The 24,558-nt window shown below is 65.7% G+C and carries 24 protein-coding genes and 2 pseudogenes; 8 read left to right on the forward strand and 18 right to left on the reverse strand.

What is annotated here, in order from left to right:
* Position 1 precedes the first annotated feature (1 nt).
* From HUN07_RS24060 to HUN07_RS27190, 3 genes and pseudogenes are all read right to left on the reverse strand, one after another.
* Positions 2-577, reverse strand: coding sequence for an NADPH-dependent FMN reductase (locus tag HUN07_RS24060; protein ID WP_174913476.1), 576 nt, complete (start codon positions 575-577; stop codon positions 2-4).
* Positions 574-1,035, reverse strand: coding sequence for an ABC transporter ATP-binding protein (locus tag HUN07_RS26700; protein WP_254622658.1), 462 nt, complete (start codon positions 1,033-1,035; stop codon positions 574-576). The genes HUN07_RS24060 and HUN07_RS26700 overlap by 4 nt, the downstream gene beginning before the upstream one ends.
* A 59-nt stretch (positions 1,036-1,094) precedes the next feature.
* Positions 1,095-1,199, reverse strand: a pseudogene (locus HUN07_RS27190) (hypothetical protein); the annotation flags it as partial.
* A 1,078-nt stretch (positions 1,200-2,277) separates the two neighbouring features.
* Between HUN07_RS27190 and HUN07_RS24070 the strand changes: the two are divergent.
* The 5 genes from HUN07_RS24070 to HUN07_RS24090 all read left to right on the forward strand — a co-directional run bounded on the left by HUN07_RS24070 (position 2,278) and on the right by HUN07_RS24090 (position 8,567).
* A complete protein-coding gene (locus HUN07_RS24070) occupies positions 2,278-3,885 on the forward strand; it encodes an ABC transporter substrate-binding protein (protein WP_174913479.1) in 1,608 nt (535 codons plus the stop codon).
* 460 nt (positions 3,886-4,345) lie between these two features.
* Positions 4,346-5,299, forward strand: a complete 954-nt coding sequence (locus HUN07_RS24075; protein WP_174913482.1) for an ABC transporter permease — start codon at positions 4,346-4,348, stop codon at positions 5,297-5,299.
* A complete protein-coding gene (locus tag HUN07_RS24080; protein ID WP_174913485.1) occupies positions 5,292-6,422 on the forward strand; it encodes an ABC transporter permease in 1,131 nt (376 codons plus the stop codon). Before HUN07_RS24075 ends, HUN07_RS24080 begins: the two co-directional genes overlap by 8 nt.
* 28 nt (positions 6,423-6,450) lie before the next feature.
* Positions 6,451-7,581, forward strand: coding sequence for an ABC transporter ATP-binding protein (locus HUN07_RS24085; protein WP_174913488.1), 1,131 nt, complete (start codon positions 6,451-6,453; stop codon positions 7,579-7,581).
* Positions 7,581-8,567 (forward strand): ABC transporter ATP-binding protein, encoded by a 987-nt coding sequence (locus tag HUN07_RS24090; RefSeq protein WP_174913490.1) that lies wholly within the window; start codon positions 7,581-7,583, stop codon positions 8,565-8,567. Before HUN07_RS24085 ends, HUN07_RS24090 begins: the two co-directional genes overlap by 1 nt.
* A gap of 1,021 nt (positions 8,568-9,588) precedes the next feature.
* On the opposite strand, the gene HUN07_RS24095 is transcribed toward HUN07_RS24090, so the two are convergent.
* The 11 genes from HUN07_RS24095 to HUN07_RS24150 all read right to left on the reverse strand — a co-directional run bounded on the left by HUN07_RS24095 (position 9,589) and on the right by HUN07_RS24150 (position 18,542).
* A complete protein-coding gene (locus HUN07_RS24095) occupies positions 9,589-10,350 on the reverse strand; it encodes an SDR family oxidoreductase (RefSeq protein WP_174913493.1) in 762 nt (253 codons plus the stop codon).
* Between the two features lie 209 nt (positions 10,351-10,559).
* Positions 10,560-11,294 (reverse strand): class II aldolase/adducin family protein, encoded by a 735-nt coding sequence (locus tag HUN07_RS24100; RefSeq protein WP_174913496.1) that lies wholly within the window; start codon positions 11,292-11,294, stop codon positions 10,560-10,562.
* The gene (locus HUN07_RS24105; RefSeq protein ID WP_174913499.1) at positions 11,291-12,493 is read right to left on the reverse strand and encodes an NAD(P)/FAD-dependent oxidoreductase; all 1,203 of its coding nucleotides are present in this window, start codon (positions 12,491-12,493) and stop codon (positions 11,291-11,293) included. Before HUN07_RS24105 ends, HUN07_RS24100 begins: the two co-directional genes overlap by 4 nt.
* Complete coding sequence (locus HUN07_RS24110; RefSeq protein WP_031940479.1) at positions 12,490-12,687, reverse strand: ferredoxin; 198 nt, start codon at positions 12,685-12,687, stop codon at positions 12,490-12,492. Before HUN07_RS24110 ends, HUN07_RS24105 begins: the two co-directional genes overlap by 4 nt.
* A gap of 41 nt (positions 12,688-12,728) precedes the next feature.
* Positions 12,729-13,511 (reverse strand): 3-(cis-5,6-dihydroxycyclohexa-1,3-dien-1-yl)propanoate dehydrogenase, encoded by a 783-nt coding sequence (gene hcaB / locus HUN07_RS24115; RefSeq protein ID WP_174913501.1) that lies wholly within the window; start codon positions 13,509-13,511, stop codon positions 12,729-12,731.
* Positions 13,508-13,819 carry a hypothetical protein gene (locus HUN07_RS24120; protein ID WP_072844410.1) on the reverse strand — a complete coding sequence of 104 codons (312 nt, stop codon included), beginning with the start codon at positions 13,817-13,819 and terminating at the stop codon, positions 13,508-13,510. Before HUN07_RS24120 ends, hcaB begins: the two co-directional genes overlap by 4 nt.
* Entirely contained in the window at positions 13,816-14,403 is a 588-nt protein-coding gene (locus tag HUN07_RS24125; protein WP_174913503.1) for a 3-phenylpropionate/cinnamic acid dioxygenase subunit beta, read from the reverse strand. Before HUN07_RS24125 ends, HUN07_RS24120 begins: the two co-directional genes overlap by 4 nt.
* A 2-nt stretch (positions 14,404-14,405) precedes the next feature.
* Entirely contained in the window at positions 14,406-15,833 is a 1,428-nt protein-coding gene (locus tag HUN07_RS24130) for an aromatic ring-hydroxylating oxygenase subunit alpha (RefSeq protein ID WP_051919460.1), read from the reverse strand.
* A 36-nt stretch (positions 15,834-15,869) separates the two neighbouring features.
* Positions 15,870-16,325 (reverse strand): hypothetical protein, encoded by a 456-nt coding sequence (locus HUN07_RS24135; protein WP_174913506.1) that lies wholly within the window; start codon positions 16,323-16,325, stop codon positions 15,870-15,872.
* A gap of 218 nt (positions 16,326-16,543) precedes the next feature.
* Positions 16,544-17,092 carry a hypothetical protein gene (locus HUN07_RS24145; protein WP_174913509.1) on the reverse strand — a complete coding sequence of 183 codons (549 nt, stop codon included), beginning with the start codon at positions 17,090-17,092 and terminating at the stop codon, positions 16,544-16,546.
* A 205-nt stretch (positions 17,093-17,297) separates the two neighbouring features.
* Positions 17,298-18,542: an acyl-CoA dehydrogenase family protein gene (locus tag HUN07_RS24150; protein ID WP_114722055.1), complete on the reverse strand. Its 1,245-nt coding sequence runs from the start codon at positions 18,540-18,542 to the stop codon at positions 17,298-17,300.
* Positions 18,543-18,706: 164 nt separating this feature from the next.
* On the opposite strand from HUN07_RS24150, the gene HUN07_RS24155 reads away from it, so the two are divergent.
* Positions 18,707-19,189, forward strand: a complete 483-nt coding sequence (locus HUN07_RS24155) for a MarR family winged helix-turn-helix transcriptional regulator (protein ID WP_114722056.1) — start codon at positions 18,707-18,709, stop codon at positions 19,187-19,189.
* A 35-nt stretch (positions 19,190-19,224) separates the two neighbouring features.
* The gene (locus HUN07_RS24160; RefSeq protein ID WP_114722057.1) at positions 19,225-19,623 is read left to right on the forward strand and encodes a DUF5313 family protein; all 399 of its coding nucleotides are present in this window, start codon (positions 19,225-19,227) and stop codon (positions 19,621-19,623) included.
* Here HUN07_RS24160 and HUN07_RS24165 read toward each other — a convergent pair.
* Positions 19,620-20,822, reverse strand: a complete 1,203-nt coding sequence (locus tag HUN07_RS24165) for a PucR family transcriptional regulator (protein WP_174913510.1) — start codon at positions 20,820-20,822, stop codon at positions 19,620-19,622. The genes HUN07_RS24160 and HUN07_RS24165 overlap by 4 nt on opposite strands.
* Positions 20,823-20,953: 131 nt before the next feature.
* Positions 20,954-21,661, reverse strand: coding sequence for a MerR family transcriptional regulator (locus HUN07_RS24170; RefSeq protein ID WP_174914990.1), 708 nt, complete (start codon positions 21,659-21,661; stop codon positions 20,954-20,956).
* Positions 21,662-21,773: 112 nt separating this feature from the next.
* On the opposite strand from HUN07_RS24170, the pseudogene HUN07_RS24175 reads away from it, so the two are divergent.
* Positions 21,774-22,992: pseudogene (locus tag HUN07_RS24175) on the forward strand (erythromycin esterase family protein).
* Between the two features lie 479 nt (positions 22,993-23,471).
* Here HUN07_RS24175 and HUN07_RS24180 read toward each other — a convergent pair.
* A complete protein-coding gene (locus HUN07_RS24180) occupies positions 23,472-23,618 on the reverse strand; it encodes a hypothetical protein (protein WP_174913513.1) in 147 nt (48 codons plus the stop codon).
* A gap of 508 nt (positions 23,619-24,126) precedes the next feature.
* Positions 24,127-24,531 (reverse strand): hypothetical protein, encoded by a 405-nt coding sequence (locus HUN07_RS24185; protein ID WP_441346786.1) that lies wholly within the window; start codon positions 24,529-24,531, stop codon positions 24,127-24,129.
* Positions 24,532-24,558 lie beyond the last annotated feature (27 nt).

Consider the following 24,558-nt stretch of genomic DNA (forward strand, 5'->3'; position numbering starts at 1 on the left):
GTTAGACAACCTCGTATTCGTTGAGACTTGCGTATTTCTTCAGGTGCGTAAACATCAAATCGACCCGTTCGAGGACGATGGGATCCGTCAGCCGGCCCTGCTCGTCGAAGTGATCGGGCGCGAAACTGAGAAGAATCTCGGGTCCCGGCAACACCGGGGACCGCGAGAAGACGAAGGTGTGACGCAGTTCGAACTGGCTGCGCGCTGTGCCGAGGCGGCCGGGCGTCGCGCCCATGAGCGCCACCGGCTTGCGCTCGAGCACCGAGCGGCCGAGTGGCAGCGAAAGCCAGTCGAGCGCGTTCTTCAGGACGCCGGGGATGCCGCCGTTGTATTCCGGTGTGGCGATCAGCAGAGCATCAGCAGCTTCGACCTCGGCGCGCAGCGCGTGGACGCCCTCTGCCTCGTTACCGAAATCGTCTTCATTGAGCAACGGGATCTCGCCCAGCAGCTTCGTGATCCGCACGTCGACGTCGGCAGGCGCCATTGCCGCGGTCGCCTCGAGGAGCTTGCGGTTCCACGAGTCTGCGCGGAGGCTGCCTGCGATCGCGCAGATTACAAATTTTCCGTCTTCCATCATGCAGCTCCCAGATAGGCCGCGACGACAGCTTCGTCGCGGATAACCTCGGCGGGCTTGCCGAGGGCGATTCGTTGACCGAAGTTGAGGACGCAGACGCGGTTCGAGATGCCCATGACCATCTTCATGTCGTGCTCCACGAGCAGGATGGCCACGCCGAGGTCCCGGTTCACCTGCACGATGGTCTCGGTCATCTCGGCGGTCTCGTCGTGGTTCATACCCGCGACGGGCTCATCGAGCATGATCAGCCGCGGTTCCATCGCCAGCGCTCGCGCCAACTCGATGTGCTCCTGCGTGCCGTTGTGCCGCGAGAGCAAGAGGTTGTCCAGCACCGTCATCGCCGGGAAGACCTCCACGTTCTGGAAGGTCCGGGCGATGCCCTTCTTCGCGATCTTGTGAGCCGGCAGCCCGAGGATCTCCGCGCCCGCGAAGCGCACCGAACCGGACTGCGGTGCGTACACGCCGAGCAGACCCGAAACCCACGCATCTGCGTCGACTTACCCGCGCCGTTGGGCCCGAGGAAGCTCACGATCTGGCCCCGGGAAATCGGGAGGCTCACGTCCTCGAGCGCCAGCAAGGCTGCGCCGTAACGGACGCTGGGCCTGTCGATGACCATTGAGTTCATTTGCTACCTCCGGAGATTCGGGCTCGGATCCAGTCGATAGGTCGCTTGAAGAGCGCGACCGACCTTTGGGCTCGAAGTACGAGGACCAGCACGATCACAAGGCCGTACAGGAACTGAGAGAGCAGGTGCGCGCCACCGCCACCGCCGGCGCTCGCCTCCTTCGAGACAAGCGGAAGCTATTGCGAGACAAGCCGTGAGCATCGCAGCGACCGCGACGGCCCGAATCGTCTTCCTCAACCTCATCAAAACGTCCCTATTGCAATCTGCGACCAGACGCGCATCGAATCTGTGTTCCTGCGCATTGAACAGCCCTGCAGCCCGCGAGTCAAGACCTTACTAGCGATCGATAAGTGCCAATCGTCGGCCTCGCTACCTGCATATACCCCTCCTGATTTCTCTCTGCAGAGAGCATCTCTGCCAAACATGCAGGTCCTCGTCGCGCGGGCGGAGTACGAGAGTCACCAGCTGTGGAGCGCCCCGGACTCGACGGGCGGCGAACCCGTACGGGCGTCCGCAGTTGAACCAGTCGACCCATTCCAGGATGGCCACTTCGACCTGGCCCACGGTCCACCCCGAGATTGCCGGCGCGATCGCGCACATGTGCGCGGTGAGCGCCCCGCAGATCGACAGATCGGCCCACCCACGCGACGCCCAGATCGAGACGGTCATCCGGGTTCGGCAAGTTTCGGCGAGTCCACCCAACCTTCTCCACCGATCAGCTCAGCGTGCCGCCCGCCGAAACGACGGACAGCGACAGCGACAGCGACAGCGATGATGTCGACCGAGATCGCGCGAAGCACCGCCCCCTGTATCGAAGTACCGGTAGACGCGAGGCTGTGGCCGCGCGTGAACACCACCAGCCAATCAAGGGAGTCGGCCACATCGTCTCCCAGGGCAGGTTGGCGAGCGCGCGACCACTGCACAGGCTTCAATCTTCTCTTCCAAGAAGAAATCACTTCTGCTACGGTCTCTGCGTGATGTGGGTCTCTATTGGTGATCGGTGGCCGACAGCAACCTAACTCCCAGCCTCAGCCTGAACGCGCGGTCAGGCCTGACAACACCCCCCTGAAGGATGGTAATGAAGCGAACAATTCATCGGCGGGCGCTTTCCACCTTGGTCCTAATTTCGACTTGTGGGCTCCTAGCCGCCGGATGCGCATCCTCCGCCGGCTCATCCGACGGCGGTGCCGAACCGAAAATCATCAGGGCCGAGGTGATTGGCGAGCAGGCGCCTGAGGGAAACGCTATTGGAAATGCGACTCTAACTTATGCGTCGCATTCGCTGACCAATACACTGGACCCAATCAAGGGCAGAACTTCCCCCTGGCTCGGCGGCACCGAAATGGCCGCAATTTACGACGTCCTGGTGCGGTGGGACCCAGAGTCTGCAAACTTTGCGCCGCAGCTCGCCGAGTCGATCACCGAGGCTGCCGACAGACTCTCGTGGACCATCAAACTCCGCGACGGGGTGAAGTTCAGCAATGGCGACACTCTGGACGCATCAGCCGTTATTGCCAGCACCAATCGCATGACCGAGGGCAAGGCCACGTACAGCGACCAATTCATGGCGAACGTGCGATCCATGGAGGCGCCCGACCCGCGTACCGTCACCTATTACCTGAACAATCCGTGGACCGACTTTCCCGTGCTCCTGACCACAGGGTTCGGCATGATCACCCACCCGGACTCATTTCGGGACGGGAGCTTCGTCGAGCCGATCGGTGTTGGGCCGTACACTGTCAAATCCGTCAATCCCGGCGTCGAACTCGTTCTCGCGCCACGCGAGGACTATTGGGGCGGGAAGCCGAGAATCGGCGGACTCAAGTTCGTAGACCTTCACGGTGAGCAGCCGATGGTCGATGCGCTCAAGGCGGGCGAGGTGCAGATGGCGTACCTCAGGGGTGGAGACGCCATCGAGACGATGCGGGCCGAGTTCCCCGGATACTACGAGCCGGTCAGCATGGTCGACAACGGCCTTATCAATATCCGGGAAGGCCGCGCTGCGCACGATATCCGTGTCCGGCAGGCAATCGTGAAGGCAATCGATCCTGTCATCATCAACGAACGCGCCAGGGACGGGCTGAACTCGCCCGGACTCGAGCTGTTCCAAGAGTGGTCCACCATGCACGGCGCGATCCCCGGTCCCACTCAGGACGTTGACGCCGCCCGCGAGCTCGTCGAAGAGGCCAAGGCGGATGGATACGATGGAAAATTGACGTTCGCCTCGTTGCAGGATCCAGCGTCGGTAAATCTGGCATTGGCGATGCAGTCAATGCTCCAAAATGTCGGCTTCGAAGTCAAAATCCAGCCTAATGCGACTAAGAATGATATTGCCAAGACATTTTATGTCACTCATGACTTCGACGTGAGCGTTGGTGGCACAGCGGTGCCCGATTCCGCGCCGCTCCCCAGGCTTCAAGGCCTGCTCGTGAGTGGATCCAGCCAAAACGTGAGTGGCTACAGCAATCCCAAGATGGATGAAGTGATCTCCCAGATTCAGGCTGCCGCCACCCCGGAGGAGCGTAGGGCTGGATTCGAGGAGATGCAGACGATCCTCAACGAGGATGCGCCGATCGTGCCGTTGGGTTCGGGCGCAAACTTCGTCACCTGGGCACCGAACGTCCACGGCGCAAAGGCTGGTATGGATGGGTTGGTGCTCTTCGACAAGATCTGGATCTCAGACTAGGCACCGTCCTGACCTCGAGGCCCTTGGGACCTCGGGCGCCGCCCCCCAAAAAAACAACCTGACCATGCCCGCGGTGTGCAAGTTGGGGGGGCGTCAGGAGGCAGTGCCACCAGACGGATCGAAGCCCGGCGACGAACGCAGTCCATGGGAAGAATCGAGGGCACCCTCTTCCATCCAGGACTAGGCATGGACACTCTCCTCGCAGGCGACCCGGCCCAGAGAATCGTCGGGCAGGGTTGACGCTGCTGGGCATGGACACCTCGCCTGAGGGATTTCAGGTTCATCGCCGGCCCTCAGAAGATTGGGATCAAAGCGATTGGCAACCTTGATAATTCGTTCATCGTTGCCAATGCACGACACTGCGCGCCATACGGACTTTGCGGCCGTTACATCGGTCGGCTCAGCAATCACATCGAAGTGAGGATCAACGGATGATTTCAGAAAGGAGACGACTGCAGCAATGACCAAGGCCGTGTTCAAGAAGATTGGCGAACTTGTTGTTGTGCTGTTCGTCGTCAGCCTCGGCACCTTTGGACTGGTGTCACTTATCCCCGGCGATCCGTCGGTGGCCGCACTCGGAGAGGGGCACACCCCCGAGGAGTACGCCCAGGCCCGGCTCGAGATGGGTCTGGACGACCCGTTCTTCACGCGCTACTGGCACTGGCTCTCCAACGCCCTGCAAGGTGACCTCGGAAAGTCGCTGGTACCACCGCAGAGCGACGTGATGGAGCGCATCGGCGCAGCCCTGCCCGTGAGCGTGCAGCTCGCCATAATGGGCCTGTTCATCGCGCTCGTCGTGGCGATCCCGCTCGCGATGTGGTCCGCGCGTCACCAGGGCGGCCTGATCGACCGGATCATCAGCGCCTGCACCTTCGGTGTGCTGTCGATCCCCAGCTTCCTCTCCGGCCTGCTGCTGATCATGCTGTTCGTGAACCACCTCGGCTGGTTCCCCCGCTCGCAGTGGGTGCGCATCTCTGAGGGCGTCGGCGACAACCTGTACCACGCGATCCTGCCGGCGATCGCGATCAGCCTGCTCGAGATGGCGATGTTCCTGAGGATCCTGCGCAGCGACCTGATCACCACCCTGCAGGAGAACTTCATCCTGGTCTCCAAGGCCAAGGGCACGTCCAACATGAGACTGCTGGTGAGCGACGCGCTGCGGCCGTCCTCGTTCTCCCTGATCACGATGCTCGGCCTGGTGATCGGCTCGATGATCGGCTCGACCGTCATCGTCGAGACGCTGTTCTCGCTGCCCGGTTTGGGCTCACTGATCGTGCGTGCCGCCCAGCAGGGCGACATGCCGATGGTCCAGGGCGCCGTGCTGGTGATCGCAGTCATCTACGTGGTGGCTAACGGAATCATCGATATCTCCTATGGATACCTCGACCCGAGGAGCCGACGAGCCCATGTCTAATCTCACCCATCCCGACCTCAACGACCCTGAACAGGCCATTCCGGCCGCGGCCCAGGGCGCTGCCGTGATCGTGGCCGAACCACCGACACCTGACACCGTGCCGGGGACCACGAGCGAGCGACGCGACCTCTACGTCCGCGGTGGCACCCTATTGGCGATCGGTGTCATCGCGTTGGGCTTTGCGCTCGGCGCAGGCCCCGTCGTAATGACGCTGCGCGTCATCGTCGGCATCATCGGCCTCATCGGCATCTACATGGGGTTCCGCCGCATCGGCCTGGCCAAGTTCGGTGGGGACTTCGACCTGACGTTCGTCCTGTCCTGCATGTGGCTGGTCTTCATCGTGGGTATCGCGATCCTCGCGCCACTGCTTCCGCTGGCTGAGTACAAGGACACGAAGAAGACGCTCTCGGCCAGGGGCTTCGCTCCGCCGAACCTCTTCTCCGACCATCCGCTCGGCACCAACAACTTCGGCCTCGACATGCTGGCCCGCTCGATCTACGGCGCGCGGTCCTCGCTCGTCGTCGCCGTCACGGCCGTGCTCATCGGGATCATCATCGGCGGCGCGATCGGCATCCTCGCCGGCTACTTCGGGGGCGTGGTCGACTCCGTGATCGGTGTCCTGACCAACTCGCTGCTCGCTGTCCCGGCACTGATCCTGCTGATCGCTCTGGCCGCGGTGCTCGAGCCGAGCCTGATGAACATCTCGTTCGCGCTCTCCGTACTCGCGATACCGTCGATGATCCGTATCGCGCGAGCGAATACGCTGACATTCTCGCAACGGGAGTTCGTGCTCGCCGCCCGCGCGATGGGCGCAACCCGCTGGCGCGTGATGGTGCGCGAACTCGCTCCGAACGTGGCGTTGCCGCTCGCCTCGCTGGGCATGGTGATGATCTCCGTACTGATCGTGGCGGAGGCCTCGCTGAGCTTCCTCGGTCTCGGCATCCAGCCGCCGATTCCGACCTGGGGCAACATGATCGCCGAGGGTCAGGGCGGCGTGCTCGAGAAGCACGCGTTCATCGTATTCGTTCCCGGCATGTTCCTGTTCCTGACCGTCTTCTCTTTCAACATCGTCGGCGAGAAGGCCCAGAAGGCCACCGGCGGCTCGCGCGAGGCCAAGCTGTGATGGCCCTGTACGGCAAAGGAAGTGACCGATGAGCAAGCATTCGAACAACACTGAGACGAACAGCGGCTCCGCCGTTGCCCCGGCAGGCACCCCGCTCCTCACGGTCGAGAACGTCTCCACGCACTTTCGCACCAAGCGCGGCCAGCTGCGCGCAGTCGACGGCGTCTCGCTCACCGTCGACGCCGGCGAGACCCTGGGCCTGGTTGGCGAGTCCGGCTCCGGCAAGTCGGTGCTGGGCCAGACCGTCATGGGCCTGATCTCCAGCGATGGCGCCACCACGGTGACCGGCAAGATCGTCTTCGGGGGCCGCGACATGCAGACGCTGACCCGCAAAGAGCAACAGAAGCTGTGGGGCAACGACATCGCGATGGTGTTCCAGGATCCGATGACGGCGCTGAACCCGTTCAAGCACATCGGCACGCATCTGACCGAGTCGATCCGTGCCCACCTGGGCCTCGACAAGGTGCAGGCCCGTGAGCGCGCCATCGAGCTGCTTCGCAAGGTGCGTATCCCCGAGCCGACCCGGCGCGTGGACCAGTATCCACACGAACTCTCTGGCGGCATGCGCCAGCGCGTAGTCATCGCGATGGCCCTGGCCTGCGATCCGACCCTCACCATCGCCGACGAGCCGACCACCGCGCTCGACGTCACGGTCCAGAAGCAGATCCTCGAACTGCTCGACCAGCTCCGCAAGGAGATGGGGATGGCAGGGATCTTGGTCAGCCACGACCTCGGAGTCGTCGCGGGCCAGACGGACCGTGTAGCCGTGATGTACGCGGGCCGCATCGTCGAGACGGCGCCGACCCGCCAGCTCTTCGACGCGCCCCGACACCCGTACACGCAGGCGCTCCTCGCCGCCGTTCCCCGCATCGCGGATGAGCCCCACCAGGTGCTCGACGCCATCGAGGGCGGCCTGCCCGACATGACCAAGCCGATCCGCGGCTGCTCCTTCGCGACCCGCTGCCTCTACGCGCAGGAGAAGTGCCGGACGCAGACGCCGGAGCTGGTGGCCACGGCCGATACCGCGGATGCCAGGCATCCGCACGAGGCGGCCTGCCACTTCCCAGTCGGCACCCCTGAGGGCGACGCGGCACTGGCGGCCAACCACAAGGCCGGGCGCACCGCGACCGGCCGCGAGCTGACTTTGGAGGCTGTGTAATGGCTGGCAGTGGCACCGCGCATCTGCGGGTGGATGACAAGCGGATCCTCACCGTCGAGGACCTGGTCGTGGAATTCCCGGCCGGCAAGCAAACCGTGCACGCGGTCTCGGGCATCAGCTTCGACCTGGTCCCGGGCGAGACGCTGGGAATCGTCGGTGAGTCCGGCTGTGGCAAGTCCACGGCCGGCAGGGCCATCATGCAGCTGCCGAAGCCCACCTCGGGCGAGATCGTGCTCGACGGCATCGACTTGGGCGGGCTCTCGTCGAAGAACCTGCGGACCATACGCGCGCAGATGCAGATGATCATGCAGGACCCGATCTCCTCGCTGAACCCGCGCCGCAAGGTCAAGCACCTCATCACCGAGGGCGTGCGAATCTGGGGCGTCACGGGCAAGGCCGAACTGGAGTCCATGGGCCGCGAGATGCTCAACGCTGTGGGCCTGAACCCGGACATGGTGTGGGAGAAGACCCCCCACGAGCTCTCGGGCGGCCAGTGCCAGCGCATCTGTATCGCGCGGGCGCTGATGCTCAAGCCGAAGCTGCTGATCTGCGATGAGCCGGTCTCCAGTCTCGACGTGTCCGTACAGGCGCAGGTCCTGAACCTTCTCGAGGAGACCAAGAAGGAATTCGAGTTCACGATGATCTTCATCGCCCACAACATGGCGGTGGTCAAGAACATCAGCGACCGGATGATGGTGATGTACCTCGGCAAGGTCTGCGAGGTCATCCCGACCGATGACGTGCAGAGCACGGCGCGGCACCCATACACGCGGCTGCTACTGGCGTCGATCCCTGATCCGGATCGCGCCCGCGACGCCGAGGACGAACTCGTGGCCATCGAGGGAGATCTGCCCTCGCCGCTGAACCCTCCGTCGGGATGCCGCTTCCGCACGCGCTGCTCGTTGGCGACCGAGCGCTGCGCGCAGGAGGAGCCGTTGTTGCGGGAGGTCGGCAAGGGCCACTTCGTGGCCTGCCACAACGTGTAGTCCGAGCCTGTTTCGCTCCCTCGCGGGCGAAACTGCAGTTGGCGATCGTCATACGTTTTCTGCAGGCTGGTCGACAGCGTCCGGCGGGGTCGCGGAATCGGAGTGCGGGAATGCCGTGAGCACAACGGCCTTCCTGCCGCCCAGCATTGCACCACCCTCAGGGAGGTCCCGCATGCTATCGGTGGTCATATATCATTGACGGGCAAGGACTTCCGGATAGCCGGACGCGAACTCCAGATTGATCGCGGCCACCACCACCGACGCCTGCTCGATCGAGACCCCAGACACGCAGGTTCGGCATGACGTGAGTCCTGGCCTACGGCCACCCCGCCAACAGACTGTTGCACCACAGCAGTTTTCAGACCGACATGCAGGTCGGACATCACCAATCCGACCTGCGACGAAGGCGATATACACCCTGCGCTGATCACATGCGGATCGGGTTGGTAACCGCGGCTGTCTACATGGCCGTCGAGACGCAGGCACGGTCGGCTGACAGATACAATCATGCACTTGGACAGAGACTCTCAGTGCACCGCTGCGGCGACGACTCAGGCCTGCGAGCGGCATGGACTCTGTGCCAATGGGACGGACCCGGACGTGTTGGGATAGCGCCGGCGTCGAATCGCTGTGATCGACTCCAAATACGAACTCTGCTACCGAGCAAGCTACGTCCAGAACGTTGAACTAGTTGCCGCAGTCGATAACTGACTGATCTACTGCAACACTACGCGGGGGCACTCCACGATCAGGATGCTCAGCCCACTGCAGTGAGGCGCCTGTGCCGTGGCGGGCAGGGACGTGTCGGCATGATTGAGATAGGTCATCGCGCAGTATCTTGGGTTGAGTCACTTGATCGGTAAGGCGTTCACCACTACACGATGACCCGCCGCTGTCATGGCAGCGATGCGCGGCCAATCCGGCTGGTCAGGGTCTCACCGAATGTCCACCTCCCCTGGACTCCTCCTATGGGAGCCCAGGCTGCGAGATGCGGTGCCGGCTGCCCGGCACCACGGCGTCGTCATCCTGCCGTGAAGCCTGCGTCGATTGTCAGGACACTCCCGATCGCCGATGCGGCACCCGGCGAACTCAGCCACATAATGCCCGAGGCGATCTCTTCAGGTGTGCTGTACCGTCCCAGCGGGTATCCGGCGCCGCCTTTGGATGGTGCCTCGCCTTCGAAGGAGTCCACGATCCGGTCGGCCATAGGTGTCTGGACGCCAGATGGACATACCGCATTGATGCGCACTCCGTTTCGCGCATACTGCAATCCGGCGCTACGAGTGAGGCCGAGGACGGCATGTTTGGAAGCGCTGTAGATGGCAGAGCGAGCGGAGCCGACCAAACCCGCGCCGGATGAGACGTTCACGATGGTGCCGCCCTCCGCCTGTTTCGTCATCTGTTCGATCTGCGCTCGCATGCAGTGCCAGACGCCCCGAAGATTCACGTCCATGGTGCGATCGAAGAGTGCGTCATCCTCTTCCAGGAGCTTCTTTGTTGCTCCTTCGACGCCGGCGGCATTGACAGCGGAGTCCAGTCTTCCCCATCGAGAGACAGTCGCCTCAACTGCTGCTCGCACTTCGTCACCCTGTGTAATGTCACAGTGCAACGCCAGTGCCTCCGAACGGATTTCCTCGATCTGATTGACGACTTCCGCGAGCGCTTCCTTATTGCGATCGACGACAGCCACCCTTGCGCCTTGTGCCGCGAACGCCAGTGCCGATGCTTTCCCGATACCGGATGCTGCTCCGGTAACGAAAATCGTCTTGTGTTCAAAGTCCACTACACTAAACCTCTCGGGACAGTGAGCTAGTGCTCACCGATAGCTTGGAAGTCAGAATCTACTTCTGCGGTCAGTTCTGCGGTGGAGATCAGCGGGTCATCCGCGAAAGATTGTCGATCCGACGAGCAGAACAGCTGTCTGCGTGTGCCATCGGACAGACCTCGTGTCGTGGATCGAGCCAAGTTGCAGGATGCTTCCCCGCAATGTCCTCAAGGTTGCGTGCCGAGCCGAGACACCTCGTGGCGCCACGCGGCGCCCAAATTGAGACCAGCACCCAGGTTCGGCAGGTCCGCCAGATCCGCGGCACCGATCGGCACCAGCGTGCCGCCCGCCGAGACGATGGACAACGACAGCGAGGCGATCACGTCGACAGAGATAGCGCGAAGCACCGCCTCCTGCACCGACGCGCCGGTGGACGTGAGGCCATGGCCGCGCATGAGCACCACCGGCCGATCGTCCAGGGAATCGGCCACATCGTCGCCCAGGGCAGTGTTGTGAATCAAAGCGGCCCTGGGGAATACGGGCACTCCCCCGTGTGCCAGCACCGCTCCCGGGATGTCGTAGGCCCCGACGATGGGCAGGATGGGCAGCCCTGCGAGATCGGCGGCCACGACATTGTGCGGGTGCGCGTGAACCACAGAGGTGACGTCCGGACGGCGCGTGAGAATCCGGCTGTGCAGCGGCAACTCGTACGGCACGGTGTAGCCGCCGTCCAGTTCGCCGGCAGCACCCGGCTCACCGGTGAACCCCACCAGGCGGATGTCCTCGGGCGTGGTGTGCAGCAACCCACGCTCCTGCGGCCCCCGACAGCGGATCAGCATCCGCGACTCGTCGATCCGGAAGCTGATGTGCCCCAAGATCCCCGGGGCCAGCTGCCGGGCGGCGAGCACGCGGCAGCCCTCGGCGACCAGCTCCCGGAGCTCGTCCAGTTCCCCGGGCCTCATGCCTGCACCGCCGTGCCGGCGATCTGCGCGTGGACCTGGTCGGCCGAGCCGCCGGCCGCGATGGTGCGCCGCAGCTGGACCGAGGCCTTGGGCCAGTTCACGGTCAACCCGCCGCTGGCCCGCCCGTCCGCGTCCTGCCAGATCGCGGCAAGCCGGAAGGGCTCCGCCTGCTCCACGACGACCGGGGTGCCCGTGATGTCGCGGGTGCCGAACAGCTGAATCTTCCAGTCGTACTGGTCGCTCCAGACGTAGGCCACCGGGTCGTGCGGGACGGGGGCATCGGGCGCGAAGATGTTGCGCGCCACGCAGTTCGCCTGCTCCACCGCGTTGGTCCAGTGCTCGACGCGGGCCGCCTTCTCCTGTCGCGGCTGGTACCACCGGGCGATGTCGCCGACGGCGAAGATGTGCTCGGCGCCGGCCACACGGCCGAACTCGTCGCACTCCACGCCGTCCTCCAGCGCCAGGCCCGAGGACTCCAGCCAGCGTGTGTTCAGTACCGCGCCGATACCGACGACGACGGCGTCCACGAGGACGCTCGCCCCGTCGGAGAGCTCGGCCCTGATGCCGCCCTCCACGTGCTCGAGGGTATCGACCGTGGCACCGAAGCGCGTGTCCACCCCGTGCGTACGGTGCAGCTGCGAGAAGCGCTGGCCCAGTTCATCTCCCATCACTCGCGCCATGGGGGTGGGCGCCGGGTCGACGATCGTGACCTCGATGCCCTGTTTACGGGCGAGGGAGGCGACCTCCGCGCCGATGAAACCCGCGCCGACGACCAGCAGGTGACTCGCGCCCAGCAGGCTCTCCCGCAGCGCGCGGGCGTCCGCGATGGTGCGCAGCACGTGCACGCCGGGGCCCGACCACGGCGCCGGCCGGGCGGCCGCGCCGGTCGCGATGACCAGCTCCTCGTAGTCGAGAACAACCCCATCGCCCAGCACGACCTGCCTGTCCTGCGGACGCAACTCGACTGCGGCCCTGCCCAATACGAGCTCGATGTCGAGCTCGCGCGCCTCCTCCGCGGTGAGCAGCGGAACGTGTGCGTCGCCGTCGAGCGGGGCCTTGGACAGCGGCGGCTTGTCGTACGGCAGATGCGACTCGGCCTCGACCACCGTCACCTTGCCGACGTAGCCCTCATTGCGCAGCGCCCGGGCCGTGCGGATACCGCCGACCGAGCCGCCGACGATGAGAACCCCGCCACTCACTCGTCCTCCAGCCAGAGGGCGTTGGCCGGGCAGCTCTTCGCCGCGGTCTCGACCCGCTGGCGGTCGGACTCGTCCACGCGGGTCTTGAGCAGCACCACGAGGCCGTCGTCGTCCATGTCGTAGACGTCGTCCGCCGCGACCACGCAGTTCGCGTAGCCCTGGCACAGTTCGAGGTTCGCCTTGAGAATTGCCATTTTGGGATCCTTCCTTCAGTAGGTCGCGCGGACCACGGCGTTCAGACTTTGATGCCCATACCGCCGTCCGAGTGGACGACGCGGCCGGAGATGCCGCGCGACCGTTCGGAGGCGAGGAATACGTAGCTCCAGGCGTGGTCGAGGCCGTCGAGCGCGACGCCCAGCGGATTGCGGCCCGCGAGTTCCTTCGCCCGGTCCGGGCCGTCGAGCCGGTTTTCCGTCAGGCCCAGCGTCGCAAGCCCGCTCAGGTCGGTGCCCAGGGTGCCGCCGGGGGCGACGCCGTTGACGCGGACGTCCGGCGCCAGCTCGTACGCAAGGGTGGTGACCAGCCCGCGCACCGCGAACTTCGACGAGACATAGAGCGTGCCGCCGCGGCCCGGGTAGTACGCCGAGGTCGACTCGGTGAGCACGATGGAGCCGCCCGACTCGCGCAGCGCGGATATCGCCGCCTTCACGCTGTGCAGGTGCGACTTGACGTTGACGGCGAACATCTCGTCGAACGCCTGGTCCAGCATGTCGGCGTCGATGCTCTCGAGCTTGCGGTAGAAGTCGAAGATGCCCACGCAGTTGACCAGGACGTCCAGCCCGCCGAAGCGGTTCACGACCGCCGACACCGCGGCGTTGTTGGCCGCCGCCTTGGTGGCGTCGCCCTGCACGACCTCGACCTCGGGGTGCTCGGCCGCGAGGGCCTCGCACTTGGCCACGTCGAGTTCGAGCACACCGACGCTGGCACCCTCCGCGAGGAAGGCGTCGACCACGCCGCGCCCGATGCCCGAGCCGGCCCCGACGATCAGTGCGCGCTTGCCCTCGAGCCAGCCGGTCACGAGGCGTCCTCGGTGGCGATGAGCGACTGGAACGGCTTGCCGACCATGGCCGAGAGCGTCGTCTCGTTCTGCCAGGTCAGGGCCTCCAGCTCGAGCGCGTCCAGGGTGATCCACTGACCGGACTTCGGCGACTCGATGAGCAGCCGCACGCCGTTGCGGGTGTGCACCTTCGAGATCCGCATGTCCGAGAACTCGTTCGCGATGACGATGGTCTCGCCGTCGCGCTGGTCCTGCAGGACACCGAGCCGCGAGTTGGCCCGGGCCGCCGCCGCGGCGTCCTCCGCCTCACCCTCCCAGGAGAGCTTCACAGGAACACCGCCAGGTTCTGCATGCGCAGCACCGACTCGTCCGCGGCGATGTGCCGGCGGGCGAGCCGCCAGACGCCGTCCTCGAGACGCAGCAGGTCGACGCGGCCGACCGAGAGCAGCGAGGGCTCCAGCACATCGCCACGGCTGCGGAACAGCAGGACGGCCGACTCCACGACGAGCTCGTTCTCGTTCTCGGTCGCGAAGGTGCGGACGTTGGACAGGTGGTGGCGCAGGCGCGAGGGCGGGTCCTCTGCCCAGGCGTGGCCGGTGTCGAAGCGCGCGACGCGGCGGCTCAGCGAGTACTTGTCCTCGTCGAAGTGCGCCATGTCCTTGGCCGTGTCATAGCCGGTGCCCAGCGCGGTGGTGACGCGGATCGGCATGAAGTAGTGGATGTCCTCGGCGAGGGTGTCCAGCCAGGCGTCATAGTCCTGCTGGTCCAGGAGGTAGGACTCTTCCACCAGCCAGCGATGCGCCGTCAGGTGCCGCTGGTCGTCGAACGCCAGCGAGGCACCCACGGGCGTCGTCGTCGACGCAGCCTGGCCCAGCGGGGAGCTGGCGGAATCGATGGGGATGTAGGTGCTCATGGCTACGCCTCCGCCTTCTCGCTGCTGCACTGTGCCGCCGTCTCGCTGCTGCACTCGCCGTCGACCTGCGGCGCACCGACGTGAATGTTGGCCGGCACGGGCGCCGGCTTCTCGAGGTAGTCGGCCCACTCGTTGAGCAGGTGCCGCTGGTTGTACTCGCCGTAGCCGACGTGCGCGACGCCCGGACCACAGAACTCGTCCTCGGTCAGGGGCTGCACCACCGGGCTGTCGTCGTGCAGCATGCCCATACGACCGTTGAGCAGCAGTCGGCGGGCCATCGACCCACCGGCGGTGTTGGTCAGCGAGACCCAGTTCTCGACGTCGTCCTGCTCGAACATGCCGCTGCTACCGAAGCACATCAGGTAGGCCTTGTAGGAGAGCTTCTTGAACTCCTCCGGGGCCTCCTTGTCGACGACGAACCAGGACAGGACCTCGGTCTCGTCGGCGCTGATCGGCTGCCACTGGCGGATCGAGATGAAGGGCAGGACGTCGTCGCCCTCGGCGACCTTCGGCCAGTTGTGGACCAGGCTGATGTTCGGGAAGACCGAGGCAGCCGAGATCATGAAGCCGTCGCGTCCGATGACATCGATCTGCTCCTGGGACCACTGCCCCTTCATCCGCTCGACCATCTCGTCGGGGTAGCCGACGTAGTTCATCTTCTCTTCGAAGGTGCCCGGGGGCAGCTTGTACGTGGTACCGCCGCCCTTGCCGGCCCAGTACGTGTTGCCGTCCTTGCGCTTCTCGGCCTTCGGCTCACGGAACAGGCCGATCTCCACGACGCTCGTGTGGGTCTGGGGCGTGTGGTACATGTCGCCGGCGAAGTTCTCGGCGCCGATCTTCCAGTTGGCCTTGACCCGCCAGCGCTGCGGCCCGCGGACCTCGACGCCGCTGGCGCTCTGCTTGGTGTAGTAGTCGAGGTAGAACTTGAAGTCGCCGAGGAAGTCCTCGAGCGGCTCGGCGTCCGCGTCCATGGACACGAAGATCAGGCCGTTGTAGATGCCCAGGTTAGGGGCGGGCAGCAGCCGCTGGCCCTTGCGCGCGAAGCCCTCCTCGCCGCCGTAGGCCTCCTTGTGGAACGGCATGCCGACGATGCGGCCGTCGTTCTTGTAGGACCAGCCGTGGTACGGGCAGCGGAAGTGCGAGGCGTTGCCCTGCTCGGCGCGGCACACCTGCATGCCGCGGTGCAGGCACATGTTGAACATCGCGTGGATCTCGCCGGACTGGTCACGGCTGACGATGAACGAGTTGTCCATGACCCGGCGCACGACGTAGTCACCGACCTGCGGCAGCTCCGACTCGTGGGCGACGAACATCCACGCCCGGCTGAACAAACGCTCCTTCTCCGCCTCGAAGACCTCGGCATCGTTGTAGATGTGTGCGGGGAGCATGCCCCGCCGGACGTTGGCGAGGACGTCGGCCGCGTCGCGCATGGGACCTCACTTCGAAAGGAGTTCAATGTTTCTGTATTACAGAAATAGATTCTGCATGCTGGTCTCGGCTGAGTCAACCACTTCCCAGCGGCGAGCCCCGGGAATCCGCGCAATGCGGAGCAGCTTGCGCTCCATGCGCAGCGACGACAGCCCGGATGCGCCGATCACCTGAGCGGCCGCGATCAGAAGGAGGACAGCATCGGAACGGTGTTCGATGGGCGCCAGGACCGAAGCCGTCACCGACAGGCCGGAGGACGGGGAATGAGCGGGGATGGCGAGAACCGCAGACCCGCCATCGGAAGAAGTGGAACAGGCGATCGAGAGCCGTTGCCGGTACACCACGGACTCCACCGCCATGGCCACATAGATTGCGAGCCAGAATTTTTGCCGAAGAACCCACCGTGACACAAGGTGCACCCGCGCGGCGACCGACACCTCCGTCAGCGAGGCCGTGATGGTTAGCGCGGGATGCGCCTCGATCGTTCGGCCCATGAAGCATCTGCGGGTCGCGCGGCGAGGTCCCGGCCGGCCGCGCCCCGCCACCTACGACACCGGGGACTACCAGGGTCGCAACGTCATCGAGCGCGGTTTCAACGAGACCAAGCAATGGCGCGGGCTCGCCACCCGCTGCGACAAACTCGCTCTCACATACCGCGGCGGAGCCGCCTCGGAGCCATCATGCTCTGGCTCACCGCAGTAGGAGATACGCCCTAGAGTCCCCTGAGCCCGAGCAGTCGGCTCGCGATGCGAGGTGGTCGATCCCCTCGCCCCCTCAATCGATCTACGAGCTCAGGCGTGTGGGGTGGGAACGAGTCGAGGATCTCAGCGGGCCCGAACGCGATGGGTTCGCCTCGTTTCGCACGGTCTCGAGCATCCGTCCAACCCGCGATGAGGAGATACCATCCCGCTTCCGCGACTACGGGCGAGTCTGGAGTCAAGACCGCTTCGATCTCCACGACGCCGTCGCTGAGCGAGGCGCCATCCTCGACCGTCCGAGATATCACCACGACCTTCGCCGATGGATCGTTGTTCCAGACCGTCGCGTTGGCCCACCGCTTGAAGAGCTCGGCCTCCTTGCGTTCTCGGGCGTCTTGACGCCACCAGAATGCGAGGAGCCCCGCCACGATGAGCCCAGTGGAGCCCCAGAGAACGAACTCGAACATGCCCACATCATAGGACTCGATACGCCCGCCTTCCCGAGAATCGGGCGTATCCGAGAAGAGCATGCGGAGGTCGGCAACAACCTCGTCAATGAACACGGTCAGACGGCGATGAGCGTGAACAGTCCGAAGTACCCTGGCCCCGCCGTGGGCGATGACCAGCCATTGAGGAGACACGCTCTAGTTGATCAATCTCCCGGCGTCGACTACCGCAGCGGGTTGCGCCGTCGCCGAAGCCCACGGCGACTCACAGGGGCAACGCCGGCCCGGTCCGCGCGGGGCGCCACGCGGACCGGGGACGGGATCACTTGGCCAGCAGGCCCTTCGCGATGTGGGTCACCTGGATCTCGTTGCTGCCGGCGTAAATCATGAGCGACTTGGCGTCACGCGCCAGCTGCTCCACCTTGTACTCGGCCATGTAGCCGTTGCCACCGAACAGCTGCACAGCCTCCATCGCAACCTCAGTGGCCGCGCGCGACGAGTACAGCTTCATCGCCGACGCCTCCGCGAGGGTCACCTTGTTGCCGGCCGCGGTGCGCTCGATCGCGTTGAACACCATGTTCTGCACGTTGAGGCGGGCGACCTCCATCTCGGCCAGCTTGAGCTGGATGAGCTGGAACTGCGCGATCTCCTTGCCCCACAGCTTGCGGTTCTTGGCGTAGTCGATGGACAGCCGCTGGCACTCGTTGATGATGCCGAGCGCGATCGACGCGATACCGATGCGCTCGGCCGCGAACGACTCCTTCGCACTCTCCTTGCCGTCGCCCTTCGCCGGGGTCTCGGTCTCGCCGAGCAGGCGGTCCTTGGTGATGCGGACGTTGTCGAAGAACAACTCGCCGGTGGGCGAGGAGTTCATGCCCATCTTCTTGAACGGCGGGCTCTGCGTGAAGCCCTCCATCCCCTTGTCGAGGACGAAGCCGAGGACCTTGCGGTCGCGGCGGTCGACGGAGGCGTCGCCCTCGTCGAGCTTGGCGTAGACGATCGTGACATCGGCGTAGGGGCCATTGGTAATGAAGGTCTTCTGGCCGTTGAGGATGTAGTCGTCCCCGTCGCGGCGGACGTACGACTTCATGCCACCGAATGCGTCCGAGCCCGAGTCGGGCTCGGTGATGGCCCACGCGCCCACCTTCTCCATCGTGACGAGGCCGGGCAGCCAGCGCTTCTTCTGCGCGAGAGTGCCGCGGCTACGGAGGGTGCCGGCGGCGAGGCCGACGCTCACGCCCAGCGACGTGACCAGACCCAGGCTCACACCCGCGATCTCGCTGTTGAGGATGACGCCCATGCTGCCGGCGCCGCTGAAGCCGCCCGACTTCTCACCGGACTCGGGCAGCGTCTCGCCGCGCTCGCGCGCCTCCTCCTTCGCGAAGGACTTCTCGAGCGCCTCGGTCGCCATCTCGTCCATCCCGAAGGTGGAGTACAGCTTGCGAATGATGTCGAACGGGGGCAGCTCACCGCTCTCGAGCTTGTCGACGTGTGGCTTGACCTCCTTGTCGATGAAGCCACGCAGGGCGTCGCGGAACATCAGGTCGGTATCGGACCACTCGTACATGTGAACTCCAGTCGGTGCGTATCGAAGAGCCGGGCAGCAGCAGGTGGGACCGCCCGTGGCGGCCGTCACACCCGAATATAGAACAGGTTCTCGTTGCGTGAGCCGCCCGCTCCCAGTGCGGGGATTTAGTTAGTGCACGACTTAATCGTGTATTATTCATCGTCATGACGACGACCATCGAGCAGGACATCGACTGGGGCGACACGGACCCGCTGGCCCTGGACCGCCAGGTGTGCTTCGCGCTCGCGGTGGCCAACCGTGCGGTACTCGCCGTCTACCGCCCCCTCCTCGAGCCCATGGGACTGACACACCCGCAGTACCTCGTGATGCTCGCGCTGTGGGGCGACGCACCGATGTCCGTCAAGGAGATCGGGCAGGCCCTGCAACTCGACTCACCGACGCTCTCGCCGCTACTGAAGCGACTCGAGTCGAGCGGGCTGATCACCCGCACCCGCAGCAGCGCCGACGAACGACAGCTCATCGTCGAGCTCACCGACGCAGGCAAGGCCCTGCGCGCTCGTGCCGAACTGATTCCCGGCGCGGTGGTCCAGCGCCTGGGCGTCAGCCTCGCCGAACTCGAGGAACTCCACTCCGTCCTCACCCGCGTCAACGCCGCCGCCCTGCGCGCCGGCGCGCTGCACGAGTGAACCGCCCCTTCCAGACAGGTACAGGTACACAGGACATGTCCAGCAACACCACTTCGAAGGTCAAGCGGCCCAACCCGTTCCAGTGGGTCGCGTATGCGTGCGGCCGCAGGCTCCCCGACTCGATGCAGGACTGGGTCCGCAACGACCTGATCGGCGACTGGGCGGTGCCGCGGCACATGGTGCGCAGCATGGTGCCGTTCATCCCCATCTTCGCCGCGTTCTTCCTGTTCCCCGGTCCGCTGTGGCTGCGCGGTTCGATGGTGCTGCTCGGAGTGTTCCTGGCGCTGTTCTTCGCGGCTGCCTACATGGAGCAGAACCGTCGTCGGCGCCTCGAGAAGCACGGACTGCCGGCCGACCTGGAGAATCCGAGGAAGGTCGCCCGTTACAACGCCGAGAAGGCCGCGTACGAGAAGGCGCACCCGCACACGTTCTAGGCGTTCCCTCCCCGCGCACGTCGGGCGTCGAGGGCCGAGCCGAGCGTCATGATGCCCTCGTAGCAGCCGGGGTCGATGCCGGCGAGGTCCCGGATCCGGCCCAGCCGGTTGTTGACGGTGTTGGGATGCACCCCGAGGGCGTGCGCGGTCCGGGCCCGATCGAGATCGTGGTGAAGGTAGGCGTCCAGGGTCTCCAACAGCTCGGGGTACGGATCGAGCGGCAGCAGCCGGTCCGCCAGGTACTGCTGCCCGGCGGTGGGCCGGGACAGCTGGAACGGCAACGCCAGATCCTTCAGCTGGTACACGCCGGGTCCACGACCCATACGCGACGCCAGCTCGAGGAGTTCACGGGCCAGTCCCCCCGATGCTTCCAAGCCCCCGCGCCCGGCGGGCTCGGTCACCGCCGCCGTCACCGGGGCGGCAGCGGTGTTCGACACTGCCGCCGCCAGTTCGACGGCCACGCGGTACCAGTCGGCGTCCGCGGCGGCCTTGCGAGGCACCAGAAGCGTCGCGCCGTCCACCTCGAGGATCGCGAGGATCGGCGGCGGCCCCCAGCCATCGATCACGCGCCGGGTCCGCGACTGATCGGACCATCGGCCGGGCGGATCCGGCGGTGGGCCACCACGCCTGATCACGAGGACCGAATACTCGTCCGCCAACTCGATCCCGCACCAGCGGGCGGTGGGGTCGGCATCCTGCCCGGCCAGCAGCAGACGCGCGAGCAATTCCTTCGACGGCTGCTCGTCCCCCTCCAGTGCGATCCGCTCACTCTCGTAGGACTCGACGACGGCCCGCGTGACGACCTCCTGCAGGCGCAGCACCGCGGCCGCGATGTCGACCAGCGCCGCGGCCCGCTCCCCCGCCGCAGCGACACGGCACTCGTCGAGCAGGATGCGGCCGAAGCGGTGCCAGCTGTGGAGCACCGCGGACAACGACGCGCCGTCGGCCGCGGCCTGCACCGCGCCCTCCCGGACCGGCCGTAGCTCGTCCGCCGTGAATGTCCGGTTCTCCCGGATTGCCCGGGCCGCCAGCGCGAAGAATCGACGGGTGCTGCGCTGCAACAGTTCCGGATGTCGCGAAGCGGGAACAACGGGTCGGTCACCCTGTTCGAGTGCAACGAACCTGACGTCCAATCTGTCCAGGATCGCGATCACCGCGGCGTCGGGCGAATATCGAGTCAGCTCGCCCTCGGACGGCATGCCCGGAACGATACGCCGCACCCGCGCCGACCGCGGCAGATCGGACGGGCCGGTCCGGATGCCACACCTGAAGGCCGACGCTCCGGCAGCCACCGAAACTCGTTCGAACACGTGGCTCAGTGCCCTGATCGCTACCGCGAATGCCGCGTCTGGTCGAGCATGGCGAGGTAGGTGTCGAGCTGGGCCGCGCTGGTGAGAAGGTTACGACTGCGCGCGGTCAGCCGGTCCTGCCAGGAGTCGAGGAAGGCGCTCAACGCGGCCGCACCGCCGGCCTCGCGCAGCGACGCGATGAACTGAGCGACCTGAGGCAGCAGATACCCGCCTCGGCGCAGCTGTCGTGCGATCTCGGCGTCGCGCACACAGTCCGGCCCGTAGTGGCGATAGCCCGTTGCGCGGTCGCGTTCGGGGCGCAGGATGCCGTGGGTCTCCCAGGTGCGCAGCGTCGCCGGATGCACGCCGAGCCGGCGTGCGAGTTCACCCACGGTCAGCGGTGAGCCGTGGGCAGGGGCCGGCGTCGTGACGGACAGGCCGCCCAGCGCCGCCTCGACCTCGGTGCGGGTATCGCGTTCGGCAAGCAGCGCGACGTGCGCGGCGTCGATGAGCCGGTAGACGGACTCCGTGTCACCACGGTTGGTCGCGCGCATGATGTCCATCGCCTGCTGATGCCCGTGGCCGCCGCGCAACGCGAGGAAGGCGCGTAGAGCCTGCGCATGCAGGGGCGTGTAGCGCCGATACCCGGCCTCGCTGCGCTCGGTCGGCGGGAGGACGCCCGCGTCGTCGTAGTTGCGGATCGCCTGGGCGGACAACCCGTGTTCCCGGGCGAGATCGATGGGTCGCAGTGTGTACCTCCGTTTGAGGCTTTGAGCTCTCGGTGCCAGGGAAAACTTGGGAAAGCTTCACCCGATTCTTCAGCGATAGCGTCGAGGGTAGTTCTTTCCGGAAGGAATATTCATGTCCACAGCCACATCGCTCCTCGCCATCGGCCGCGAAGTCGACGACGCGGAGAGCCTGGGCCGCGCCGTCGACGAACTGCTCGCCTCGCGGGCCGAGCCGCCGACCCTGCTCGCTCTCGGCGAGCCCACACACGGGATCGAGGCGTTCCCGTTGCTGCGCAACGAAATCCTCCGTCATCTCGTCGAACGGGGATACCGGTCGATCGTGTTGGAGACCGATTTCTTTGCCGCGGCCGCTGTCGACGACTACGTGACCGGAGGCCCGGCAGAGCTGGACACGGTGCTCGCGACTGGGTTCAGCCACGGGTTCGGCGCGGTGCCGGGGAAACCGCGAACTCGTCGAATGGCTCCGCGAGCACAACGCCGGCCGCGCACCGCAGGATCAGGTTCGCTTCCACGGCTTCGATGCGCCGTTGGAGTTCTCCGGCGCACCGAGCCCGCGACGTGCACTGTCCTCGGCCGTCGAGTACCTACCGGGCGCACTGCGGCCCGAATCGGTCCGTGACCTCGACGCCCTGCTCGGCGAGGACACGGATTGGACCAATCCGGCGGCCATGTTCGACGCGGCAGCGTCCATCGGCGACTCCGACCGCGCTCGCGCCCTGCGCATCGTCGCCGACGACGTCGCCAGCGCGCTGCACCGCGCGGCACCCGGCCTGCGTCGCGCCGACCCGGCCGGCTACGACCACACCGTCGCGCACGCGCGCACCGCCCAGGGCCTGCTGCGCTATCACGCGGCCATGGCGCGCCCCGCAGACGATCGCATCGCGACCCTGCTCAGCCTGCGCGCGGCGATGATGGCCGAGAACCTGCTCGCGCTCGTCGCCCAGGAGCGGCACCGCGGGCCGAGCCTGGTGTTCGCACACAACGCACTCCTGCAGCGTGCGCAGTCCGACGTGCCGGTTGGGAAGGTCGGCGTGAACTGTTGCAGCGCAGGAGAACTCATCGACCTCACTCTCAGCGAGCACTACATGTTCCTGGCGACCGACGGCAGTCCCCACAGCGATCCGGGAACCCTGCAGGGCGCACTGGCCGAAGCGACCACGCGGCGCGCCCTCTTCCCGGCACCAGCCCTGCGCGCCACGCTTCCGGCAGCGATCGGCACCGGCGAACCGATCGTGCCCGGGCACATCCCGCTCAGCCCGGCAGACACGGACGGCGCCGATGCGGTCATCTTCATCGCCGACACCGACGGAAAACAGCATCGGTACTGGTAGCCAGTACCGATGACCGATGCCGAAGCGGATGCACAGCGGCCGGCATGGAACTACTGGCGGGAAGGAGGAGCATTCGCGTGCCCTCACGCCGGGTGTCTTGCGTCAACTATTTGGCAGTCTCCCTCGCATGCTTCCGTTAGCGCGGCGCGCTCGCTCCCAAATCCCGTCGGCGACTTGACCCGACTGAACTCTCGGTGACCATCACTCTGTGGAAGATTGGGCTCATGCAAGGACACCGCCCTGCACTCATGGAAGCCGCTGCCCGATTCGCGGAGACGATTCCGTCCAGCTAGCCATTCTCGACAATCCGGCGAGACTCGCCATCACGAACGGAGCCTCGGTCCGATTCCGTCGGTCCGAACCATGCTTCAGTCGAGCACCGTGATCACGCACAAACGAGTCGAAAGTCCACTAGGCACGGATAGGTCGAGGCCAGCCACCGCAGGGTCTCGAACGGCAACGGCAAGAACCAGAAGGTGTCACCCATCGTCGAAGCTCCTCACGTGCAGGGCCAGCCCCTCAGCCAGCAGGGCGTTCTCCACGGCCCACTGACGCACCTCCGGGGAAAACAGAATGGCTGGCATCAGCCACACGAACCACGGCCAATCTCCGCCCATGTCGATCACCTCGTCAGTGTGGCGATGCCCCACAGCCAGAGCTGGTGGAGCGCGTCATACAGCCGGGGCGGCATTGTGGCGACGCCGGTCACCGGATCACTCCGATGGACAGGAGCCAGGAGACGGCCGCCCAGTACAGCGGGTCGAACGGACCCAGAAACCGGGATCCAGCATGGTTCACCTCTTGGTCGAGCGAAGGATCAATTGCACCGGCCCCCGAGAGAGCACGGCAGCACGCTGATCAGCCACAGGCGCGCGTCGTCGGACAGGAAAGGTATGAACCAGATCCATGTATCCAAGGGGATCAATGCCTTTCGTTTCGGATCAGACGGTCCAGTCGTCCAGACAAGTCGCGAGATCCCAGAGCTGGCACGGCGTGACCGCGCGTAGCCCTTTCCCGCCACGCCGGGGGCCAGTCCATCGTCCACCACCACAACTGCAGGTTGAGCACGATCATCCCCTTCGATATCCAGCGGTAACCTCCCGCCGGGCCGCCCCGAACCGGCGGGGCCATCGCCTACGGAACGTCGACGGTTGCGAAGCCCGGTGTGGTCGTGCCAGGTTCGGGTATGACGGTGACGACGACCTGCCCGGTCCCGGTCGGCAGGATTGCCGCCGGGTAGCCGTACTGGGCGACCGACATCCGGGCGGAGCCGGCAGCTCCGCTCGACAGGTTCAGCCAGTGCACGTCGCCCAGGATTTGGCAGTGACCAGCTCCAGGCTCGCCGGTCACCTCGCGACCGCCTTCCGTCGGGCCGGTGATCGTCACCGTCCCAGGCTGCTCCCCGACCACGGCCTCACAGCGGACCCGGGGAGCGTCGAAGCTGCCGTTCGGGTTCCCGAACGGCGCCGGGTTGATCTGGAACGGAACAGTGACCGCAGCGGAAGCGACAGCCGCCGGCACCAGGACCGAACCCGCCACAATCGCAGCACACACAACCGATCGGCG

The organism is Rhodococcus sp. W8901, from assembly GCF_013348805.1.
Lineage (GTDB): Bacteria > Actinomycetota > Actinomycetes > Mycobacteriales > Mycobacteriaceae > Prescottella.